The sequence below is a fragment of the Xenorhabdus littoralis genome, from assembly GCF_033949345.1.
Taxonomy (GTDB): Bacteria; Pseudomonadota; Gammaproteobacteria; order Enterobacterales; family Enterobacteriaceae; genus Xenorhabdus; species Xenorhabdus littoralis.
On the sequence record NZ_VCDP01000023.1, the window covers coordinates 25,440 to 45,500 of the forward strand.

Sequence of the window (20,061 nt, forward strand, 5' to 3'; positions counted from 1 at the left end):
CATTATGCGAACTCCTGTGAATAAATATATTGCATGAATTGTGTAATGTGACGAATAAAACTTTGTGGTTTTTTAGTGATGTAAAAATGGTCGCCGGCAATCTCTTGGCAGCAATACGAAAGATTTTGTTTGTCAATGGCAAGCCAGTGGTGCCATTGCTGAACCTCCATAGCGGAAGCCTCTTTGTCTTCTTTGCCATAAAGTAAAAGTGTGGGTGTTTTCAGTTTTACTGAACCCGACTGAATAACATGGTGATAGTGTTCTGTAGCAAAAAAATCAGCACGTAGCATGGGTAAAAACAGCGCAAGCAATCCCGGATCTTCCCGTAAAATCGGGCTGCACCCGCCGATATTAATCAGTTGTTCAATGAATTCATGATCGGGTAATCCGCTTAATTGGCGGCGGGATTGAAGATGGGGGGCATGACACCCCGAAAGTACCAGTGACTTGGGAGAACAATTATATTGTTCAAGGCGTTGGCAGGTTTCAAAAGCCACCTGAGCGCCCATACTGTGGCCGGCCAGGATCAGGTTTTCTCTCTGGGCAGGCGTTAATGACACGATCAGGTCAGAGAGTGATTGTGCCAGTGATGTAATTTTTGTTGCAGCACGTTCATTCATGCGGCTGTCCCGTCCGGGATAAATCACCAGTGAAACCGCGATATCTGAGTTTTCCAGAGTGGACCATTGGCGGAATGCACTGCTGCTGCCCCCGGCAAAGGGGCAGATTAACAGGGTATATTTAGGCTCGCCACGGGGTGTCAGGCACGGGCGAATCATCGGGTGTGCAGGGAGTGCCCACGTCATCAGCATTCTTCCTTAGCCAGTATCAGTTGGGCTGGATCAATCCAGACCGGGGGAGTGACATTTTGGATAACAGGCTCTCCCATCATGTGCAGAATTTGTTGCCATAATCCCGCCAACCGCAGTTGGTAATCGCAGGAAAAAGCCGGGGGACAGAGCGCGCCATTTAAGACAGAACTTAAGCTATTGAGCAGGAACGCCACGCCCTCAGCACCATTACATTCAAAGGCTGTCATCCAGTTTTTGGTTGCCGGACACAGCATTTGTGATGTTGGCTGGTGCAGGTAATCGCCGTCAGGCTGACTGGCAGTCAGATAGAGGCTCTGATCACTATCCAGATGATTCGGGGCATGAAGAACCGGCGTCCATATCACCGGCCCATAACTGGCTTCCTGCGTCAGATAACCCGCAGGCCAAATCAGCGTTGTTTTATGCATGACAAGGTTGTGCATATCCGGATCTCTGGGGTCCAGATAGGATTGAACATTTAACGTTATCGTTGTGTCTGCAAAACGGAGTTCAAAGCAATGGAATGCATTACTGCGTTGACCTGCATAGACTATCTCCACTTGCTCCGGGCAATGGCAGGCCTGTAACAACAGATCCAGCGCTGAAAAAAGCAACTGGCGGCTGGTGATCAGAGAGCCGCTTAGCGGCGGCTGCTGTGATAATTTATTGATTTGATGTGCTGCATATAACCAACTTCTGCCTGCATCACATTGGCTGTAAAAGCTATTTACCCAAAACACCGCGTTATGCTTGTCAGCGACTGACTGGTGAGTTTTGATAGCCTCTGCATCAAGGGGATGTTCCTGAATAACAGAAATACCCCGTGCCAATAACGCTTGGGCCAGTTGGTCGCCTTTGCCGCCAATAACCTCCGCGCGTATGACCACACAGGCAATATCGATATCGTCCGGCAATTCATCCAATGAGCGGAATAGTGGCACATTGAAATCACGGGCCAGTTGCTGTGAACGGGCACTTCCTTGCGCCAGAATCCCCGCCAGCTCAAGATCAGGCCGCGGTTGAAGGAACGCATTGAGATAGAGCTCACCAAATTTTGAACCGACAATCAGAACCCGACGTGGCTTTATCATATGTTCTCCTTAACTGGCTCAATAGCGGGTACTGAATTCAGGGTATTTTTCAGATGGGTAACCAGAGAGCCGACATGTTGATGTTGGAATAGGCTGTAATGATCACCATCAAGTTGTGTCACGTTGACTGGCCCGCAAGCCTGCCAGCCGAGATCCGTTGAGGTGATTGTTGTTGGATTGAGGTAATCCATAAAATCAGGTAACGCCTGTGTCGCCCGGATAAGGCAGAAAGGCTGTGAAGTCTGTGGCGGACAGTAATCAAGTAATGCACGTAGATTATGGCGCCATACGGTATAAAGTTCGGTCAGTGAGCTATCTAGCTGCGCTGATTGTGGCAGGGCCTCATGCAGCGCCCGCAGGAATGTTTCCGTGTTAGTGGCGAGAGCGCTGTTATCCAGTGCCAGAGCCGGGAATTGTCCCTGTAAATCGAGCAGGAAATGACGGTGGCAGAATGTATCATCCAGTGTCAGATCGGTGCGAATGTTTGGCGCGAAACTATCAATCAGGATGCAATGGGAAACATTTTCCCCCACAGCCCGTAATTGGTGGGTCATTTCATAGGCCACCAATCCACCGAAAGACCAGCCAGCCAGTGCATAAGGGCCTTCAGGCTGGAAGGTCCGGATTTGATTGATATAGTCAGCCGCCAACGCTGCAACAGACGGTTTATCAATATTCAGGCTATCTGGTGTAAATGCTAGCCCAATCAGACGTTGATCACCGAAATTGGCCGACAGGTGACGGTATCCCAATAGATGTCCGCCAATAGGGTGGACGATAAATAAAGCAGGTTTATCAGTGCCTCCCTCGTTTAAGACGATCCCTTTGCCGGTGTTTTCCGGTTGATGTTCAATAAATTCAGCCAATGAATGTACGGTATCGTAAGTTTGCAGCAGGCTGAGCGGGTATTGACGATTGAACGTCTGATTGATTTTTACCATTAACCTTACTGCCGCAAGAGAATCGCCGCCAAGGGTAAAGAAACTCTCGTGTACGTTAATACCTTGTTGTTCTAATACCGATTCCCAAAGGCTTAATACAGCTTGTCCGGTTGCACTGAGGATCGCAGACGGTACTGAATGAACGTCTTGCGCTTCTTCAACCAAAGTGACTAATGTGCGTCGGTCAATTTTGCCGTTGTCTGAGACAGGCATCGTATCGAGAATGATAAATCGCTGTGGACACATCCAGACAGGCAAGGTTTGCTGCAACCAGTGAGGCAGTATCGGCAAAAGTTCTGTAGATATCGGCGATTCGCCAGCTAAACGTAAACCTGCGGCAAGTTGTAATGCACCGGTTGATGTCGTATGGGCGAACACAATCGCTTGTTGTATCGCAGGATGCTCACATAAACGGTGTTCAATTTCGCCTAGTTCGATCCGATAGCCACGAATTTTAATCTGATGATCATTACGCCCCAAAAATTCGATATTCCCGTCCGGAAGCCAGCGTCCTGAGTCACCGGTGCGGTAAAGCCGTTCACCTGTTTGCGGATGAGTGATAAATGCGTGTTCAGTTTTTTCAGTATCGTCCCAATAACCCAGTGCCAACCCTTGACCGCCAATATAAAGCTCACCGGTTACCCAGACCGGACAAGGTGAAAGAGCGGCATTAAGCACATAGAACGTCTGATTAGCCAGAGGTTTCCCGTAGGGAATACTGCGCCAATTCGGATCAATCTGCGCGATAGGGTAGGCAATAGACCAGATTGACGCTTCGGTTGCACCTCCTAAACTGAGAAGATTCAGCTCAGGATGAAGCGCATATAATTTGGTCGGCAGATTGGTCGGTATCCAATCACCGCTCATTAATATCCAGCGCAGACTGTGCAGGGAGTGCGGATAACTGCGGGCATACTCCTCAAGCAGTTGCACAAATGCGGGAACCGAGTTCCAGACAGTCACTGATTCTTGTTGTAACCATGCCAGCAACTTATCAGGCTGCCGACTGTCACCGGGAGCCGGGATAACCAGTTTTGCCCCACGGCTCAGGGTGCCGAACAGATCATAAACGGAGAGATCGAAGGTCAGCTCTGATATTGCCAGTACGCTATCGTGCTCATTGAGTGCAATGCGTTGGTTAATATCAACAATAGTATTGACCGCACCCTGATGGTCGATCATGACGCCTTTCGGTTTGCCGGTAGAGCCGGAGGTGAAGATGACATAGGCCAGATCTTCAGGGCGCCCAGACAAATCCGGTTTGCTGGTCACGGGCAGGCTATTGAGTAATGTTTCATCCAGAGGGATGATTTGTAGATTGTCAGGCCAGCCTGTCTGTTGAGCGAACTTAGGTTGGGTCAGTACGGTATCAACTTCTCCTGATGCCAGTAGCTGGTGGATACGCTGTTGCGGATAGCTGGCATCAATAGGCAGATAAGCGCGTCCGGCCAATAAAACCGCAATAACCGCAACAACCTGTTCCCAGCCTTTTTCCATCACCACGCCAATCAGAGGCGAAGTCTGATTTTCCTGTGCTTGCAGATGGGACGCCAGCATCTGGCTTTGTGACCACAAAGTTTGATAATCGATCTGACGAGAGGCATCAACAACGGCAGTGTGTTGCGGGTAACGATTCACTGCCTGTTCAATCAGCGAGCAAAGCGTATGCGACGGGAAATCGTTTTTTGTCGTATTGCTGATCTGGCACAAAGTACGGTCATGTGCCGGAAGCCAGTCAGGAAGCAGGGAATTCCATTGATAATCCGGTTCAAGCAGAGCTGCGACACAGGCTTGATAATGGGCAAACATGTTTTCTGCGATCCGGGGCTGGAACAATTCCGGCAAGATCGCCCACTGTAGGGTGACACCACCTTCTGCACTGGAAATAAGCATACAATCGAGATAAACATGGGGCGTTTGCGCACCAAAAAGGTTGAGCGTTCCTAATCCGGTCGGCCCTTTACCCGCAGTACCGGTGGTATCGTTGAATACGATCGGCATTCCGGCGTTCAGGTTGTGGCGATGCTGGTTTTTCTCCCTGAGTACCAGTTGCCCGTCAAACAGTGCATGTTGGAGATCGGCCAGCCATTGTCTCTGTATCCGGCCGACGGCATCACTGAATCCGGAGATATTGCGTAAATCGACTTCCAACAATGATGTGGTGGACAGATTGCCGACCAGCCTATCGCAATGCTGCGGCATTAACAGGCGGTTGCCATGCAGGACATTGATAGTGAAATGCGCGTTGTTGCTCCATACCGACAAGATATGGGCAAATAGTGTGAGCATCACTTGGGATGGTGATACACGGTGCTCAGCCGCGCGTTGTTGCAAACGCTGCCATTGCTGTGGGCTGATATAACCTGTCAGGCACAACTGATTAAGCTGCTGTGACTGGTGGTCTTTCAGCGGTAACACCGGCGCATCAGGAAGCGAAGGTAAACGGTCAAGCCAGTATTGTCGGCTTTGTTGCCAAGTTTCTCCGGTTTTCTCATTCTCCAGTGCCTGAATATAGTCGCCGATAGTTACGGTTTTCGGCTCGGGTTGCCAGTCCGCGTTCTGATACCAATGGTGTAAATCATGCAGGATTAACGTCAGGCTTTTGCCATCTGCGACCAGTAGATCGGTGGTCAGATGCAATAGATATGCCCGGTCATCGGTATGGTGCAGGGTTAAATCAAACAACGGCCAGCTATCGCTGGGAACGCCCTGAGTGCGCAGAGTGTCGCGGGCGTTATTCAGTTGTGTTTCGCGCTCATCTGGTGTCATGTCACGGCAGTCAATGACTGTCGGTGTATAGCATGGTACTTCTGGCAGAATATGATATTGCCCTTCTTTCACGTAACCGCGTAATTGCTCATGATGGTTTATCACTCGATTCCAGGCGGCAGTAAAACGAGGCAGATCAAGTTCTTTGATAGCCAGTTCAGCGTAGAAATGGGCAATACCGTTGCCAAACTGGAACAACTGGCTCTCTCCCAACCAATAAGCGTATTGCAGGGCGGTGAGCGGCAGGATCTGCTCTGATTCCGGTTCTGTCTGATGTAATTCTGTCTGATGTAATTCTGTCTGATGTAATTCCGTTTGATGCGATGTCGTCGGTGTCACTGAATGTGTTTCGACAACCCGCAGCAGGGTACGGCAAAACGCACTCAACTTAGGATGTTCAAACAGTTGTTGCAGATTGGCTTGTTCATAACCCTGACGACGCAGTTGCACCACCATGCGGGTCGCAATCAGGCTGTCGCCGCCACTTTGGAAAAAGTCACTGTGGCGCTGAATCGGCTGAGCAAGCAGTGAATTCCAGAGAGCAATCACCTGCTGTTCAATATCATGAAGTTGATTATTCTCTGTCTCTGGTTGATGGGTTTCCGTGATTAACGGTTGTACTGCGCTTTCTTTAGCGGTCACTATCGGTAGCGCAGCCAGCGGTAATTGCTCTTGCTGTTGAATATGCAATGAGTAAGGCAAGGCAGAGAACGGTGTTGCTATTTCACTGACATTCAGTCGCGCTTGCTGTTCAGCCCGCGCCAGAATCAGTTGTTGATGCAGTTCCGGCCCGTTTTCCCCCGGCCATTCCAGTGAAACCTGATAACCGGATTTCTCCAGACATTTACGCCAGTCGGCAAGTTCCAGCAACGCACTGTTACCGTGGTCATCACCCCGCTCGTCGGCCCAAGCGTTAATCCCTTCAATAAATCCGACACTGGCAAGTTGCATGGCACTTTCGCGTTTGGTTGATTCAATAATCAGCAACCATCCGCCGGATTTCAGTAACCGGGACAGACGTTTCAGGGTATTTCTCAGGTGGATGGCATCATGCAAGACGTTCACCGCCATAATCAGGTCATAGCCAGATTCAGGATGCTGACTGAAATCAATGCGCTGATTAATGTCGAACAGGGCAAATTTTACGGTTTCGCCATAGTGACCGAGTAACTGGCGGGCATCATCCAAAAATAGCGGTGAAATATCAGTAAAATGATAATTTTCAATGGATTGAGCATTATGTTTAAGAACTTTTTCTGATGTAGCCCCTGTGCCTGCGCCGACTTCCAGCATCGAGAAAGGTGCGGCTGTCTGGCTCAGTTGCCGGATAATTTCAGCAGCAGTCTGGTTCAGGCAACGTAATGCAGGGTTCTCGCTGTAAAGGCTGGCTGTGGTTTGTTTATCGGCAAACAGCAGTTCCAATGCGTTGCCATGTCCGGCAAGCAGGGTGTCATGTTGGTTGATACAGGTTGCAACATAGCGGCTGATGGTCTGGCACCAAGCGGCATCATCCAGTTTCGCTGTAGGGTCAGGGATCTGGCTGAGGGATTGCAGACAACGGTATCCCTCAGCGGTTTTTTCAATAAATCCTTGCTGATTCAATAACGCCAGCCATTGGCTAAGCAGGCGTTGATACTGCGGCGCCAGTTGCAAACGCTGTTCAATCTCTTCACGAGAGTGACATTGTTGCGGAGAAGTGAATAACTGATGGCGCAGCAAGGTCTGGCCCAGGCCCAGTAACGCTTGTTGTTCAATATGTTGCCAAGAGCATTCAAACGCGTGTTGTTCCGCCAATGTCGGCAGTGGCAGGACTCCGGTGTCTATCGCCAGCGGTTCCGGCAACGATAAAGATAAATTATCTTCTGCCACCAACCATAAATTATAACCTTGGCTATTGTCCTGACAGGGCTGAATTTCTGCCAGTCGGATCTCAGGCTGAGAACGCAGAGATTGTTCGGCCTGACGCAATTCAGGATGTTGTGGCCAGAAATCATAACGTGTATGGCCGGCAGGTGGCGTATGCAGATCATAATGTTCTGCATGTTCAGGATATTCAGTCTGGCGGCAAATTTGTGCTAACAGCGCATTATAAGCAGCAAACAGGGCTTCAATGACTCCCGGCTCCAGCACATCGTCCATGCAATACCAGTTAAACAGCAGATCACCATCCACTTCCATCACCTGATGATCCAGCCAGACTTGCGGGGTTTGGCTCAGAACAAAGACCGGATCGCCGAGTAATTGAGTGATGGATTGTTTGATTGCCACACCTTCTTGAGCCATTCCCAACATACTGGTGAAAACGACCGGCGTCAGCGGTTGTCTGCTCTGGGTTTCACCGGATTGCTGGCGACCCAGTTCCCGCAGCACTTCAACACCATTAACATGGCTATGGCTCAGTCGCTGCCAAAGCAGGGACTGGGTTTTTTCCATGCTGGAGCGCAGGGAAGTTGTCTTGCGTAAATCAAAATCCATCAACATGACGGAGGTAAAATCGCCAATCAGTTCCTGAACCTCCGGATGGAAAGGCTGTCGGTTAAAGAAAGTCAGGTTGAGGGTAAACAACGGATGACGGCTGTACCATTCAAGCGTATGGGCGAACAGGGTCAGCAGACCCGCAGAAGGTGTCACGCCCCATTTTTTCCAGCTTTGTTTAAGTAATTGCCAGTCAGATCGGGCCAACCGGCCTTCATGGGTAGTGAACTGGGGCTGGCTGCGCTGAGGTAGCTGCGGGTTCAAGGGTAATCTCGGCGCGGGAGGCAGCGAAAGTAATTGTTCCTGCCAGTATGCCCATGATACCCGCCACTCTTTACTTTCACGTTGCGCTTGTTCTGCCATCACATAATCGCGGAAAGTAAAGGCTTGTGGAGCCAATGGCTGCGGCTGGCGATAGGCGAGTTGTAAATCATTCATCATGATCCGGAAGCTCTGTACGTCAAATTGCAACAGATCCAGATTCATATGTAAGCGACAACGCTTATTCGGCAGCTGTGAAACAGAGACTTCAAACAGGGGCCATTGTTCTGCTGGTGGGACCTGATAGGAAAGGGTATGACGACGCTGGGCCAAAGCCTGTTCGCAGGCTGCATCGTTCAGCGTTCGTAAATCATCCTGCGATAAAGCATACCAAGGTGTTTCAGGCAGAATTCTTTGTTGTCCATCTTCATCGACGATCATGCGCAACATACCATGACGCTGAATCAACGCATTCCATGCCTTTTCAAAACGCGGGATATCAAAGCTATTCAGTGACAGATCCCATTCAAACAGGACGTGACAAGCCACACCACCAAAATCAATGGCCTGAGTACGACCAATCCAGTAAGCATGCTGAATTGGCGTCAGAGGGAATGGTGCATGATGCAGGGAACGGTCAATAATGCTCTCAGGTTGAGGAGAGACGACCGGCTGTTCGGGCAATCCGTCTCCGATAAGCGCATTAAGCCCTGCCAGTGTCATATTCTGATACGCTGATCCCGCCGTTAACCTGAAACCAAATTGTTGGTGGATCACCGTATTCAGTTCAAGGAACAGGAGGGAATCCAGACCGAATTGCAATAAATCTTGTTGTGGTTCTAAACGTTCCGGTTGTTCCAGTCGCAATAATGCCGCGACATTCTGGCGCAGCCAGTTAAGCCGCTGCTGGCTATCCAGATAAAGCGCGTTATCAGCAGGGAGCATAGATGCCGGAGTTGTCGCTGTATGCGTCCCTGTATGCGTTCCTGTATAAGTAGCGTCAGTCTGTAAACGGCGCAAAATATCAGGATGATGTTCATCTAACCGCATTGCCAGATAGCAAGGAGAAACGGTACGCAGAGATTGATTGAGATGCCAGATCCCCTCATTGGCATTGAACGGCAGCATGCCATCCTGCGCCAGTTTTTCCACTAATCGCCGATCGCTGGCCATGCCAATGCCACCCCAAACGCCCCAGACCCACGTTTTTACCATCAACGATTCGGGGGCTGTCAGTGCTAAAGATTCCAGATAAGCGTTGGTGATTGCATAAGCACCTTGCCCCTGAGCACCCAACATGGAAGCGGCAGAAGCATGAAGCAGCAGATATTGCGCCTTATGTTGCAGAAGAGCAGTCTGCAACGTTGCCGCGCTCCGGGCTTTGACGGATAACATTTGTGACAGATGCTGGCGCTCAAGTTTTGCCAGCGGGGTGTGATCAGCAATCCCGGCGGCATGGATCGCGCCAGCGATACCATCTTCCTGTGCCAGTGTTTGCACCGCATTCAACAAGGCTGGTGTGTCAGTGACATCAACATTGATCCAGCGTATTTCGCATTTTTTACTCAGTGACAGCTCGTGGACAAAAGCATCCCAATCTGCATGTTTGCGACGGGCAAACACAGCAATCTTACGCGCACCCTGAGCCAGCAACCAGCGGGTGGAAATCTGGCCGATACCGCCCATACCGCCGGTAACGATGTGCCAACCCTGATGGGGAATCGACATCGGTTGTTGCGATAACTGAAGTGGCTGACGTTGTAAAACAGGGACGGCGACTTGGTTTCCGCGTACTTTCAACCAGCGATGCTGTTCATCCAGAGAATCCAGTGCCAATGACAGAGCGTCAGTGTCGTTGATATCCGCTATATCAATCGCCTGAATGCGACGATGGGGATACTCTTCGACCGCAACACGCAGCAATGCCCAGACAGCGTATTGGGCTGGATTGATATCCTCTTTCGATAAGGTCGTTTCCGGTTGGGCGCGGCAAGTGATAACAGTCAAAGATGCTGTTTCATCACGTTTTAATTCGCTGATCACTTGATCACATAATTCAGCAACATCATCGCCTTGGAGCAGCAATATTATATTCCCACTTTCAGGCTGCAAATTGATACCTGCCTGACGCCAGTGCTGAGTCATCGTGTCACTCGCCGTTGACGAACGAAGGGTATATTCCGCTGAGGATCGTGGTTTATCCGCAAGATTTATTGTGCGCCAATGCAGGGCATAGTGAGTATCAGGACATGGCTGTGGTGCGGGAAGCCATGATGTTTTAGTCAGAGATGCCGGCAATTGACGGGGCAAGTCAGCTCGATCACTCATGAGCGGGAATAAACGCTCTCCTGCATGGATCAAGGCAGGGAAATCAGTGAGTAAAGTCGTCTCCAATGAACGGCGTCTGGCATACGGTAACGCTCGGTGAGGACGATACATTTTACTGGCGGTTGGCCCGCAAACTTCCCGGTAATAGCCTTGCTGAACGCAATAAGCCAGTAATTGTTCCAGCAAAGGACGCCAGCAAGGTTGCAGTCGGCCGGCCCGAATCGTATCGATGGCACTGAATCCCTGTTCTGCTTCACGACCGTGACATTGATAGACCAATGCATCGGTATAAAGCGCCCGTAATATTGCGGCACCGGAATTTTGTTCAATGGCAGGATCAAGCAGGATATTGATATCAAGCCCGGAATTGGCACTGACTGAATGCGGCACAGATCTGGCGGTGGGTAAGCTGTAATGCTGCTTATCGAATGGATAGAGCGGAGCATGGCATTTTACCCCTGTGAGAGGGAAAATATGCTGCCAATCAAGATGTACACCAGCACAGTAAAGTTGCATCAGTACCGTTTGCTGAGTCATTTCTGGAGAGCTTTGACGATGTATACCCGCAATCCACGTTTCCTGCGGCAGACTGAGACGTCGCCCGATGCCCGTTAACTGTGCATCAGCCCCGAATTCGACAAATAATGAAACATTTTGCTGGCGGGCAAACTCAATGGCTTGATAATAGCGTACAGTCTGACGCATATGATTGCGCCAATAGTCTGGTGAAGCTAATTGCTCATGAGTGGCAATATTGGCTGTCAGGGTAGAGATCAGCGGGATTTCTCCCGATACAGGCTGTAACTGGCGGTTATGCTGAGAAAGAGACTGAGAAAACTCATCCAGCACTGAATCAAGCATGGCCGAATGTGCGGCACAGCCAACGTTAAGGCGCTGGCAACGGATTTGTTGTTGTTCCAGACGCTGTGCCAGTGTGTCAATTTCCGCTTCTGTACCCGCCCAAACCCAGTGTTGTGGGCCATTGCAAACCGCCAGATCCAATATCAGTGAACGGGTAAAAGGAATAATATCCTCTTCGTTGGCAAAAACTGCCAACATTGCACCCCTTTGGGCGTGGGCGCATTTTTGCATCAATCTGCCCCGTACAGCGACCAGCGGCATCACTTGTTCAGGCGTAAAAATCCCGGCAACAACGGCTGCTGCAAATTCACCAACGGAGTGCCCCAGTACGTAATCCGGCTTTAATCCGAGTGCCCGCCAATGTGCCGCCAGTGCAATCTGGTGTGCCACAATGGCGGGTTGTGCATATTCGGTGGTAGCTAATGCGGCATCATGCTCTCCGAACATCACTGCTTTTAATGGCAGTGCCAATTCGGGGGCACTGGCGGCACAACAGCGATCCAACATGGCGGAGAAAACAGGTGAACTGGCATACAGGGTTTTTCCCATGCCAGACCATTGACAACCCTGACCGCTGAATTGCCACAGTTGCTTGCTGTCACTTTTGGCTTGTCCGCTAAAAATATCCGGTGTTGGGCTATGGTTAGCAAAGGTATGATTAGCAAGGGTATGATTAGCAAGGGTATGATTAGCAAAGGTATGGTTCGCAAAGTCAGATAAGCTCGCTGCATTTTTGGCTGTATGTTGTGGTGTCAATGTCAGCGCTAAACGCCAGGGGAGTGAAAGGTCGCGTCCCTGTAATGCCGTCCATGCCAGATCTGCATGATTTTCTGATGCCAGCGCCGTTGCGTAACTTTGTGCCAATTGGCGTAATGACGATTCGGACGCCGCAGAAAGCAACAAAGGTGTTGTTTGTGAATGAGTGTGTGAATGTTCGACACGGCGATGATGCAATTCTTCTGGCAATGATTGCACCACGATATGGCAGTTGGTGCCGCCGATACCGAATGAAGAAACGCCTGCGGTGCGCAATTCTTGTGTCCAATGTTGCCCTTGCGCTGCCAGCCTGAACGGGCTTTCTTCCAGTCGTAATGCCGGATTGGGGCGCTGCACATTGAGGGTCGGGGGAATGTAGCCATGCCAGACAGACAAAACCGCTTTAATCAAGCTGGCAATGCCTGCGGCAGTATCGAGGTGGCCTATGTTGCTTTTCACTGATCCAAGATAACAAGGCGGGATTGCCCTATTTCGATCAGTGAATATGCTGCGCAATGCATCAACTTCTATCGGATCGCCAAGCGGTGTTCCTGTGCCGTGTGCTTCAAGCATACCGATATCATCAATACTGACATCTGCCAGTTGCAGGGCTTCGGTAATCACGCGGCGCTGACCATTAACCGACGGGGCAGTAAAACCGACTTTTTCGTTACCATCGTTATTAATGGCACTGCCACGCAATACAGCCATGACGGGATCGCCGTCGCGCAGCGCGTCACTCAGGCGTTTCAGCGTGATAACGCCGACACCATTGCCGCCGTAAGTGCCATTGGCCTGACTGTCAAAGGGACGGCAATGTCCATCAGGCGAGAAGATCATTCCGGGCTGATACACGTAACCGCTTTCTTGCGGGAAAGAAACCGCCACACCGCCGGCCAGCGCCATATCACACTCACCGGAACGCAGGTTTTCGCAGGCCATATGCACGGCAACCAGTGAACTTGAACAGGCTGTCTGTATCGTCAGTGCGGGGCCTTTCAGATTCAATTTATAGGCAGTGCGCGTTGCAAGATAATCTTTATCGTTGCTCATCAGCGCCTGTAACCCTTTCACCTTGCCGACATCGGTCATAGTAAATTGTGACCATGAAGGCCAGGTACTGACCCGGCTACTGGCGAAAACACCTGTTTTCAGGCGTACATTACGTGGCGAATAACCGGCATGTTCAAGAGCATGCCAGGCTGTTTGCAAGAACAGACGCTGTTGAGGATCGAGTATTTCTGCTTCCTGACGTGAATAGCCAAATAGCGTAGCGTCGAATTGTTCCGCATCCTCTAATATCGCGGCCTGATTGACAAAGTTTTCACTATCAATGATTTCCGTCGGAATACCGGCATCCAATAATGTTTGGCGGGAGAGAGCGGTAGTACACTCAATCCCGTGTTGTAGGTTATGCCAGAACGTATCGCTGTCTGGTGCCTGTGGAAAACGGCAGGCAAGGCCAATCACTGCGATGGGATCACAATTATCGTAGTGAGGCGTTAAATCAGTCATTATGCAGCTCCTTTATGACGTTTTTCCCGTTGTTGCAGACGCTTTTGTTGTTGGCGTTGACGAAGAGTACCTGATGGCGGATTTCCGTCCTGAGTGTCTGTCCGGCAATGCACGCTAAGCGCTTCTGGTGTTGGATAAGCGAATAGATCAGTCACAGCAAGATGGTGGAAACCTGCATGTTGTAATTTGCTGTGCAATTGAATGAGTTGTAGCGAACTGGCTCCTGCCTCAAAAAAGTTCTGTTGAACATGAATGGGCTGGTGGGTGACAGATAAAAACAGGCGTTGAATGTCGCTGCATATCTGCGAATCAAATTCTTCCGGACGGGGTAATGGCGCAATAACAGCGGAAGCGTTATTTTTGACTGCGTTATCCGGAACCCTCAGGCTTTGCTGGCGGGGCACCAGTTGTTCCAACGCTGAATGCCAGATCTCTGGCTGCGCGGCGAGGGTACGCAATAACGCCATATAGCTGTTGAACATGGTTTGCAACTGATGGGGTTCAAATAACTCTTCGACCGCATCCCAGTTCAGGCAAAGTTCATTGTCAGATTCGTAAACCTGATGATCCAGCCAGATTTGTGGCGTTTGCGAAATGCCCCAGACGGGTTTCATCCATGATGAATCTGAAAGGAACTTCCCTTCATGTGTCCCGAGAGCACTGGTGAAAACGACCGGCATAATGGCGGCATCCGGGCCACGGTTCTGCGCCAGCTCACGCATCACTCTGATCGCTGAAATATGGCGGTGATCCAGATCCTGCCATAACTGTTGTTGCAGCCGTCGTGCGCTTGATAACCAGTTTTTCTCCGGATGCCACGCGAGAAGTGACAATGAAGTAAAATCACCCAGAATATGATTAATGTCCTCATGCCAGTGCGGACGATCGAAAAGGGTAAGATTAAGCGTTAATTCCGCTCTGGTACTGAATGCGGACAGAACCGCCGCATAAGCAGCAATCAGGAGCGCAGAAGGTGTTATCTGGTGAGGGGCCGCATGTTGCTTTAGCTGATTCCATTCATGTGCAGATAAACGATCGCTATAGCGCACAAAACGCGGAGTTTGAATACTCTCCGGTGCAATCCGCAAGGGTAATTGTGGCGCTGGTGGTAATGTTTTCACTTGCTCCTGCCAATATTGCAGTGAACTCTGATGCACTGGCATTTGCTGTTGGCGTAACACACAATCCCGGAATGTCACGTTCAATGGCGGCAATTCGTGTTGTTCGTTGAGATAAAGCTGTTCTAATTCAGCCAGCAATATCTGCATGCTCAATCCGTCTAATAGCAGATTATCCAGACTGACAAACAGTCGGGAGACCGGGCTGTTATCTTGCGCCAGTTGGAAATCGAACAGCGGCCAGTGACTGGCATCTAATACCTGATGTGACAGATGTTCGCGTAATGTGTCCGCTTCAGTGATATCAGCAAATTGATGCTGTTTAACTGAGAAGGTCGGTACCTCTTTCAATATCTGTTGCTGTCCATTTACCACAACCGTTCTGAGTACCGGATGACGCTGGATCAGGTGATTTAACACCCGGTTCAGGCGCTGGGCATCTAATTGTTCTGTCCGGTATTCGATAAAGAAATGAGAACCCACACCACTCAGGGCAAAACCGGGATGACGCCCGACCAGGTAAGCTTGCTGAACTTCGGTCAATGGGAAAGGTTGATATTCATCCTGATCTTTGGGTGTTGAATATGTTTCTTCTGATAATGGCGTTTCAGAAAGAGTCGTCAGTGTAGAAACGAAGCCAGCTAATTGCGGATTACGGAAAAGATCCCCCAGTTCGCCTTGAAGGTTTTGTTGTGCCAATTCACCGATCAGGCGTGTTGCTAAAAGGCTATCACCGCCAAGTTGGAAAAAGTCGCTGTTACGGCCTAATTGCTCTGTATTCAGCAGACGTTTCCAGATATCGGCAACAGTTTGCTCCACCGTATTCAGCAAGATACTTGCATTTTGGTGTGGTACTGCTGTTTTTGTGGCGGTCTGTAAATTTTGTGCCAGTGCCTTGCGATCAATCTTGCCGTTAGGTGTCAGCGGCAGGTGGGGGATAACATTCAGGCGCTGCGGGATCATATATCCCGGCAAATGTTGTGCCAGTCTGGATTTAATTTTCTCCGGATCAGGAATAGTGACGCTGTCACCCGTTTGCATCAACAACACACTCAGGTTGCCAAAAGTAATCGGGTTTTCCGCTGGTAGCGGAAGAAGAGGCAACCATTGTGACGCAGAACGTAATTGAATACCCTGAGGTGAAAGTAACTCGGTTGTAATCAGAGAGATGGGCGATGCCTGTTGCAACTCCATTGCCATTATCAACGCACCGGGTTGTGCCAGGGGAAGCAATGCCTCAATGCATTTCGCAGGTTCTTCTTCCCGGTGCAATACATTGTTTAACAGGATGATATCTGCCTGATACTGTAGCGATTCAGGAACCTGTTCAGGCCAACATTGTTCAGACCAGCTTAGTACGGATGCATGGGCATAATCATTCAACCGTGCTTGCGCCTGATTGACCAGCGCACGAGAGCGCTCAAAGCCGGTATAAGCCATGTGTTGGTCAGTAATATGTTCCGCCAGCCACTGAGCACAGCGACCGCTGCGGGCATCGAACTCCATCACGGTAACAGGGCGATGTAACTGTTGGGAAAGGGTGATGATTACCTGTTTTAATCCTGCTAACCCTTGCTGAACTTCCGGCAGCGCAAAGAGCTGTTGTTCCGGTGCGAATTGCGGATCATCCAATAACGTGACGGCTGTCTGTTGTCCGGTGAGAATGCTATGCAGCGTAGAATGCCAGCGTTCAGGGATGTCGTCTGCTTTATTGTTGCATTTAGCGGAAGGGAATGTAGAGGATGACAATGTAGAGGATGACAAAGTAGAGGATGACAAAGTAGAGGATGACAATCCGGCCTGATATACATGATGGGCAGATTCAACCAATAGATTGCATTGGCAGAGATATGTCAGCATCCGGACAAACCAGTCATGATATTCCGGTTGAGGCTGATAGCATTTCAGACAATCGGTAACTGACTGAGGAGACGTAAATGTCATGCCGTGGCGGGACAGGTGTTCCAGCAAAAATAGTGCAACCTGATATTCATTGCCGCTATCAGGTGCCTGGTTCGCATTGATTGTTGCCTGCATTGCCGGGAACAAATCACGATAGTTTGCAGGTAACTGCGGAGCACGATATAGGTGTTGGCACAAGGCAGTGCCTTCCAACTCAAGGAAAGCCACCAATGATTTCTCTTTTTCACCACTGGCTAGGGCAACCCCTTTACTGATCCCGGTTATTTGATTGAGGGCAGCATCAATTTCTCCTAACTCAATCCTGTAACCACCAATTTTTACTTGGCTATCGCGGCGTCCCAGAAACTCAAGCCAGCCTTCTGGGTGATAACAACCCAGATCACCAGTACGATACCAGCGCTCTCCTTTATCGACGACGAATTGGGCGGCAGTGCGTTCTTCATCATTAAAATAACCTAATGCGACACCGGCACCTCCAATCCAAAGTTCACCGGCAACCCAGTCAGGGCAATCACACCCGTCTTCTCCCACGACACGGTAACGCTGATTAGCCAGAGGATAACCATAAGGAATGGATCGCCACTGTGTTTCAACGTTTTTGACGATATATTCATTCGACCAGATAGCGGCTTCTGTTGCGCCGCCCATGGCACTGAGGACACCATCAGGATTGAACGCCCGGTAACGTTCAGGCAATGACAAGCCGATCCAGTCTCCGGACAGCATCACGGTGCGAAGCACTTCCGGTGCATCGACTTCCATTCCTTCACAATAGGTCAGCAACATATCGAACAATGCCGGCACGCTGTTCCATAACGTAACCTGATGATGCTTGATCAGCATTTCCCACGTTGAAGGATCGCGACGTTGGGTTTCGTTAATTAATACCAGCGCCCCTCCTGCACTGAGAATGCCGAAAATGTCATAAACGGAGAGATCGAAATGCAGGGCAGAGAGTGCCAGCAACCGGTCACTGCTTTGAACCTGATGACGGCGATTGATATCCAGACAGGTATTCAGTGCGCTTTGGTGGCTGATCACGACACCTTTTGGCATTCCCGTTGAGCCGGAGGTATAGATGATATAGGCCGGATCGGTGACAGCACGTTCAGCCATGTTGGCTAACGGTAATAATTGTTTGTCTTGCTGCCAGGAAATGCAGCATATGTTCTGTGACCACTCAGCATGTTGCTGTTCAGGGGCAATGATAACGATATTGATACCGGCACTTTCACAGATAGCACGGCGTCGGGTTAATGGCTGATCCACCGGAACCGGAACGTAAACACCTCCGGCATAAAGGATAGCGAGCACAGCAACGATTTGCCCGATGCCTTTTTCCATGCTGATTGCAACCCGATCGCCCGGCATGACCGACATTTTTTGTAGGGCAGCAGCTAATCGACGGGCTGCCAGACTGAGTTCGCCATAGCTGATTTTTTCATTATGATGAGTCACCAATGCAACAGCATGAGGTGTGCGCTCTGCCTGTGTAAACACGCCTTCATGCAGCAGGGCGTTTGGGAGTGGTTCATCCGTGTGATTGATTTTACGTCGCAGATGATATTGCGATTCAGGCATCAAATCCGGTAGTTTCTCGCCCCACTGTGCAGCATTTTCCGTCAGATTCTCAATAAGTCCCTGATAGGCCGTGAATAAGGTATCCATTAAACCGGCAGGGAAGAGTTCATCGTTACTGTCCCACTGAATATTCAGATGGTTTTCGTGTTCAAAAGCAACAAAATCCAGCCAGACCTGAGGTGTTTGTGAGATCCCCCAGCCTGGTTTTCCCAGAACATCACGGGTATTTTCACCATATAAGGGGCGTCCTAAATTGCTGGTAAACACAATCGGCGCGCCATGCGGATGGTTACTCCGTTTCTTGAGTTCACGCAGAACCTCGACACCGGACCAGTGACGATGTTCGTAAGCTTCGGCAAATGTTGCTTGTGCATCCTGAGCCAGTTGGCAGAACGGTAAATTATCGCCCGGAATGTCCAACAGCAGGATGTTGGTAAAGTCCGCCAGAATGTTGTCAACAGCGGAATGCAGCGGCGCTCTGTCAAAGAGCGTCAGATTGAATAACAAACGTGTTGAATTGTTCCAGCGACACAATAAAGCGGCAAATGCGGTCGCCAATGCCATGGTGGGTGTAACACCGTTGTGCTGTGCGAGTTGTTTAAAGCGTTCCCAATGTTTAGGTGCTAAACGGAAACATCTGCGCTGAATGCGGACGTTTTTTATTAAAGAAGGCTCCTGAGCCAGAGGAAGCCGGGGGGCCAGTGGCAACGTGTCTAACCGGTTACGCCAGAACATTTCGGCTTCCTGCCGGGCTTGCTTAAACTGGGTTTGGTACTGTGTCAGGTAACTGCAAAAATCATAATCAGCAGAAACAGCAGGCAGGGTGCGCTTGGCAATCAATGCCGCGAGTTCGGTAAAGAACAGGCTGAAACTGGCGGCATCCATGATCAGCAGATCGATATTGGTATGCAGCCTGTGTTGATTATCACCCAATAGGCTAAGTTGAATATCGAAAGTTTCGCCTTGCTCAACCTGTAATATCCGATGGCTCAGTTGGTCACGTATGCTATTCAGCGTCTGTTGCTGCTCATTTGCTGCCAGATGGCGTAGATCGTGAACAGTCAATTTTTTCCAGTAAGCAGAGGCCATGCCTTGCTGGTGGCCATCTGGCAAAAATCGTACCCGCAGCATAGGATGTCGCTGGATCAGCATATGGATCGCAGCTTCCAATTGTTCAGGTTTCAGCCCGACACCATCAAACTCGTGATATAAATGGCAACCAACGCCTCCCAACGTTTGTTCCGGTGAACGTCCGACAAAATAAGCATGTTGTACTGCCGTCAATGGGAATGGTTCGGCATCCGCAATCAGTGGTTGCTGAGCGGTATCCGGGGATACTGCGTGAGCGACAGGCGCGTGCTGTTGGAGAAGCCGGCTCCAGGCATATAGTGTTGGTTTTTGATAAAGTGCGCGCAGGGTGACACGATATCCCCGACGCCTGAACTGGTTTAACAATGCCATGATTTGCATTGAATCCAGTCCACTGCGAATTAAATCGTCGTTATCATCTATCAAAATATTTTTTTGATTGAACAGGTCAGATATGAGCTGGCGTAGCGAATCTGGGGAGAAAAGGTCCGTGTTCATGCATAACTCCTGTAAAAATGGCAGTACATATATATCCGTCGTC

General features: G+C 49.9%; 4 protein-coding genes. All 4 read right to left on the reverse strand.

All coding sequences use genetic code 11. The features are described from left to right. Positions 1–2: 2 nt before the first annotated feature. The 4 genes from FE394_RS06855 to FE394_RS06870 are packed head-to-tail and all read right to left on the reverse strand — an operon-like array spanning position 3 to position 20,018. The gene (locus FE394_RS06855; protein WP_419836313.1) at positions 3–779 is read right to left on the reverse strand and encodes a thioesterase II family protein; all 777 of its coding nucleotides are present in this window, start codon (positions 777–779) and stop codon (positions 3–5) included. A 26-nt stretch (positions 780–805) separates the two neighbouring features. Next, positions 806–1,903, reverse strand: coding sequence for a Gfo/Idh/MocA family oxidoreductase (locus FE394_RS06860; RefSeq protein ID WP_319925654.1), 1,098 nt, complete (start codon positions 1,901–1,903; stop codon positions 806–808). After that, positions 1,900–13,809 (reverse strand): non-ribosomal peptide synthetase/type I polyketide synthase, encoded by an 11,910-nt coding sequence (locus FE394_RS06865; RefSeq protein WP_319925655.1) that lies wholly within the window; start codon positions 13,807–13,809, stop codon positions 1,900–1,902. Before FE394_RS06865 ends, FE394_RS06860 begins: the two co-directional genes overlap by 4 nt. Next, complete coding sequence (locus FE394_RS06870; protein ID WP_319925656.1) at positions 13,809–20,018, reverse strand: non-ribosomal peptide synthetase; 6,210 nt, start codon at positions 20,016–20,018, stop codon at positions 13,809–13,811. The genes FE394_RS06865 and FE394_RS06870 overlap by 1 nt, the downstream gene beginning before the upstream one ends. Positions 20,019–20,061: the final 43 nt, after the last annotated feature.

Coding starts and splice junctions, on each gene's coding strand:
- FE394_RS06855 (WP_419836313.1), bottom strand. CDS start 779: ATGATTCGCCCGTGCCTGACACCCCGTGGCGAGCCTAAATATACCCTG.
- FE394_RS06860 (WP_319925654.1), bottom strand. CDS start 1,903: ATGATAAAGCCACGTCGGGTTCTGATTGTCGGTTCAAAATTTGGTGAG.
- FE394_RS06865 (WP_319925655.1), bottom strand. CDS start 13,809: ATGACTGATTTAACGCCTCACTACGATAATTGTGATCCCATCGCAGTG.
- FE394_RS06870 (WP_319925656.1), bottom strand. CDS start 20,018: ATGAACACGGACCTTTTCTCCCCAGATTCGCTACGCCAGCTCATATCT.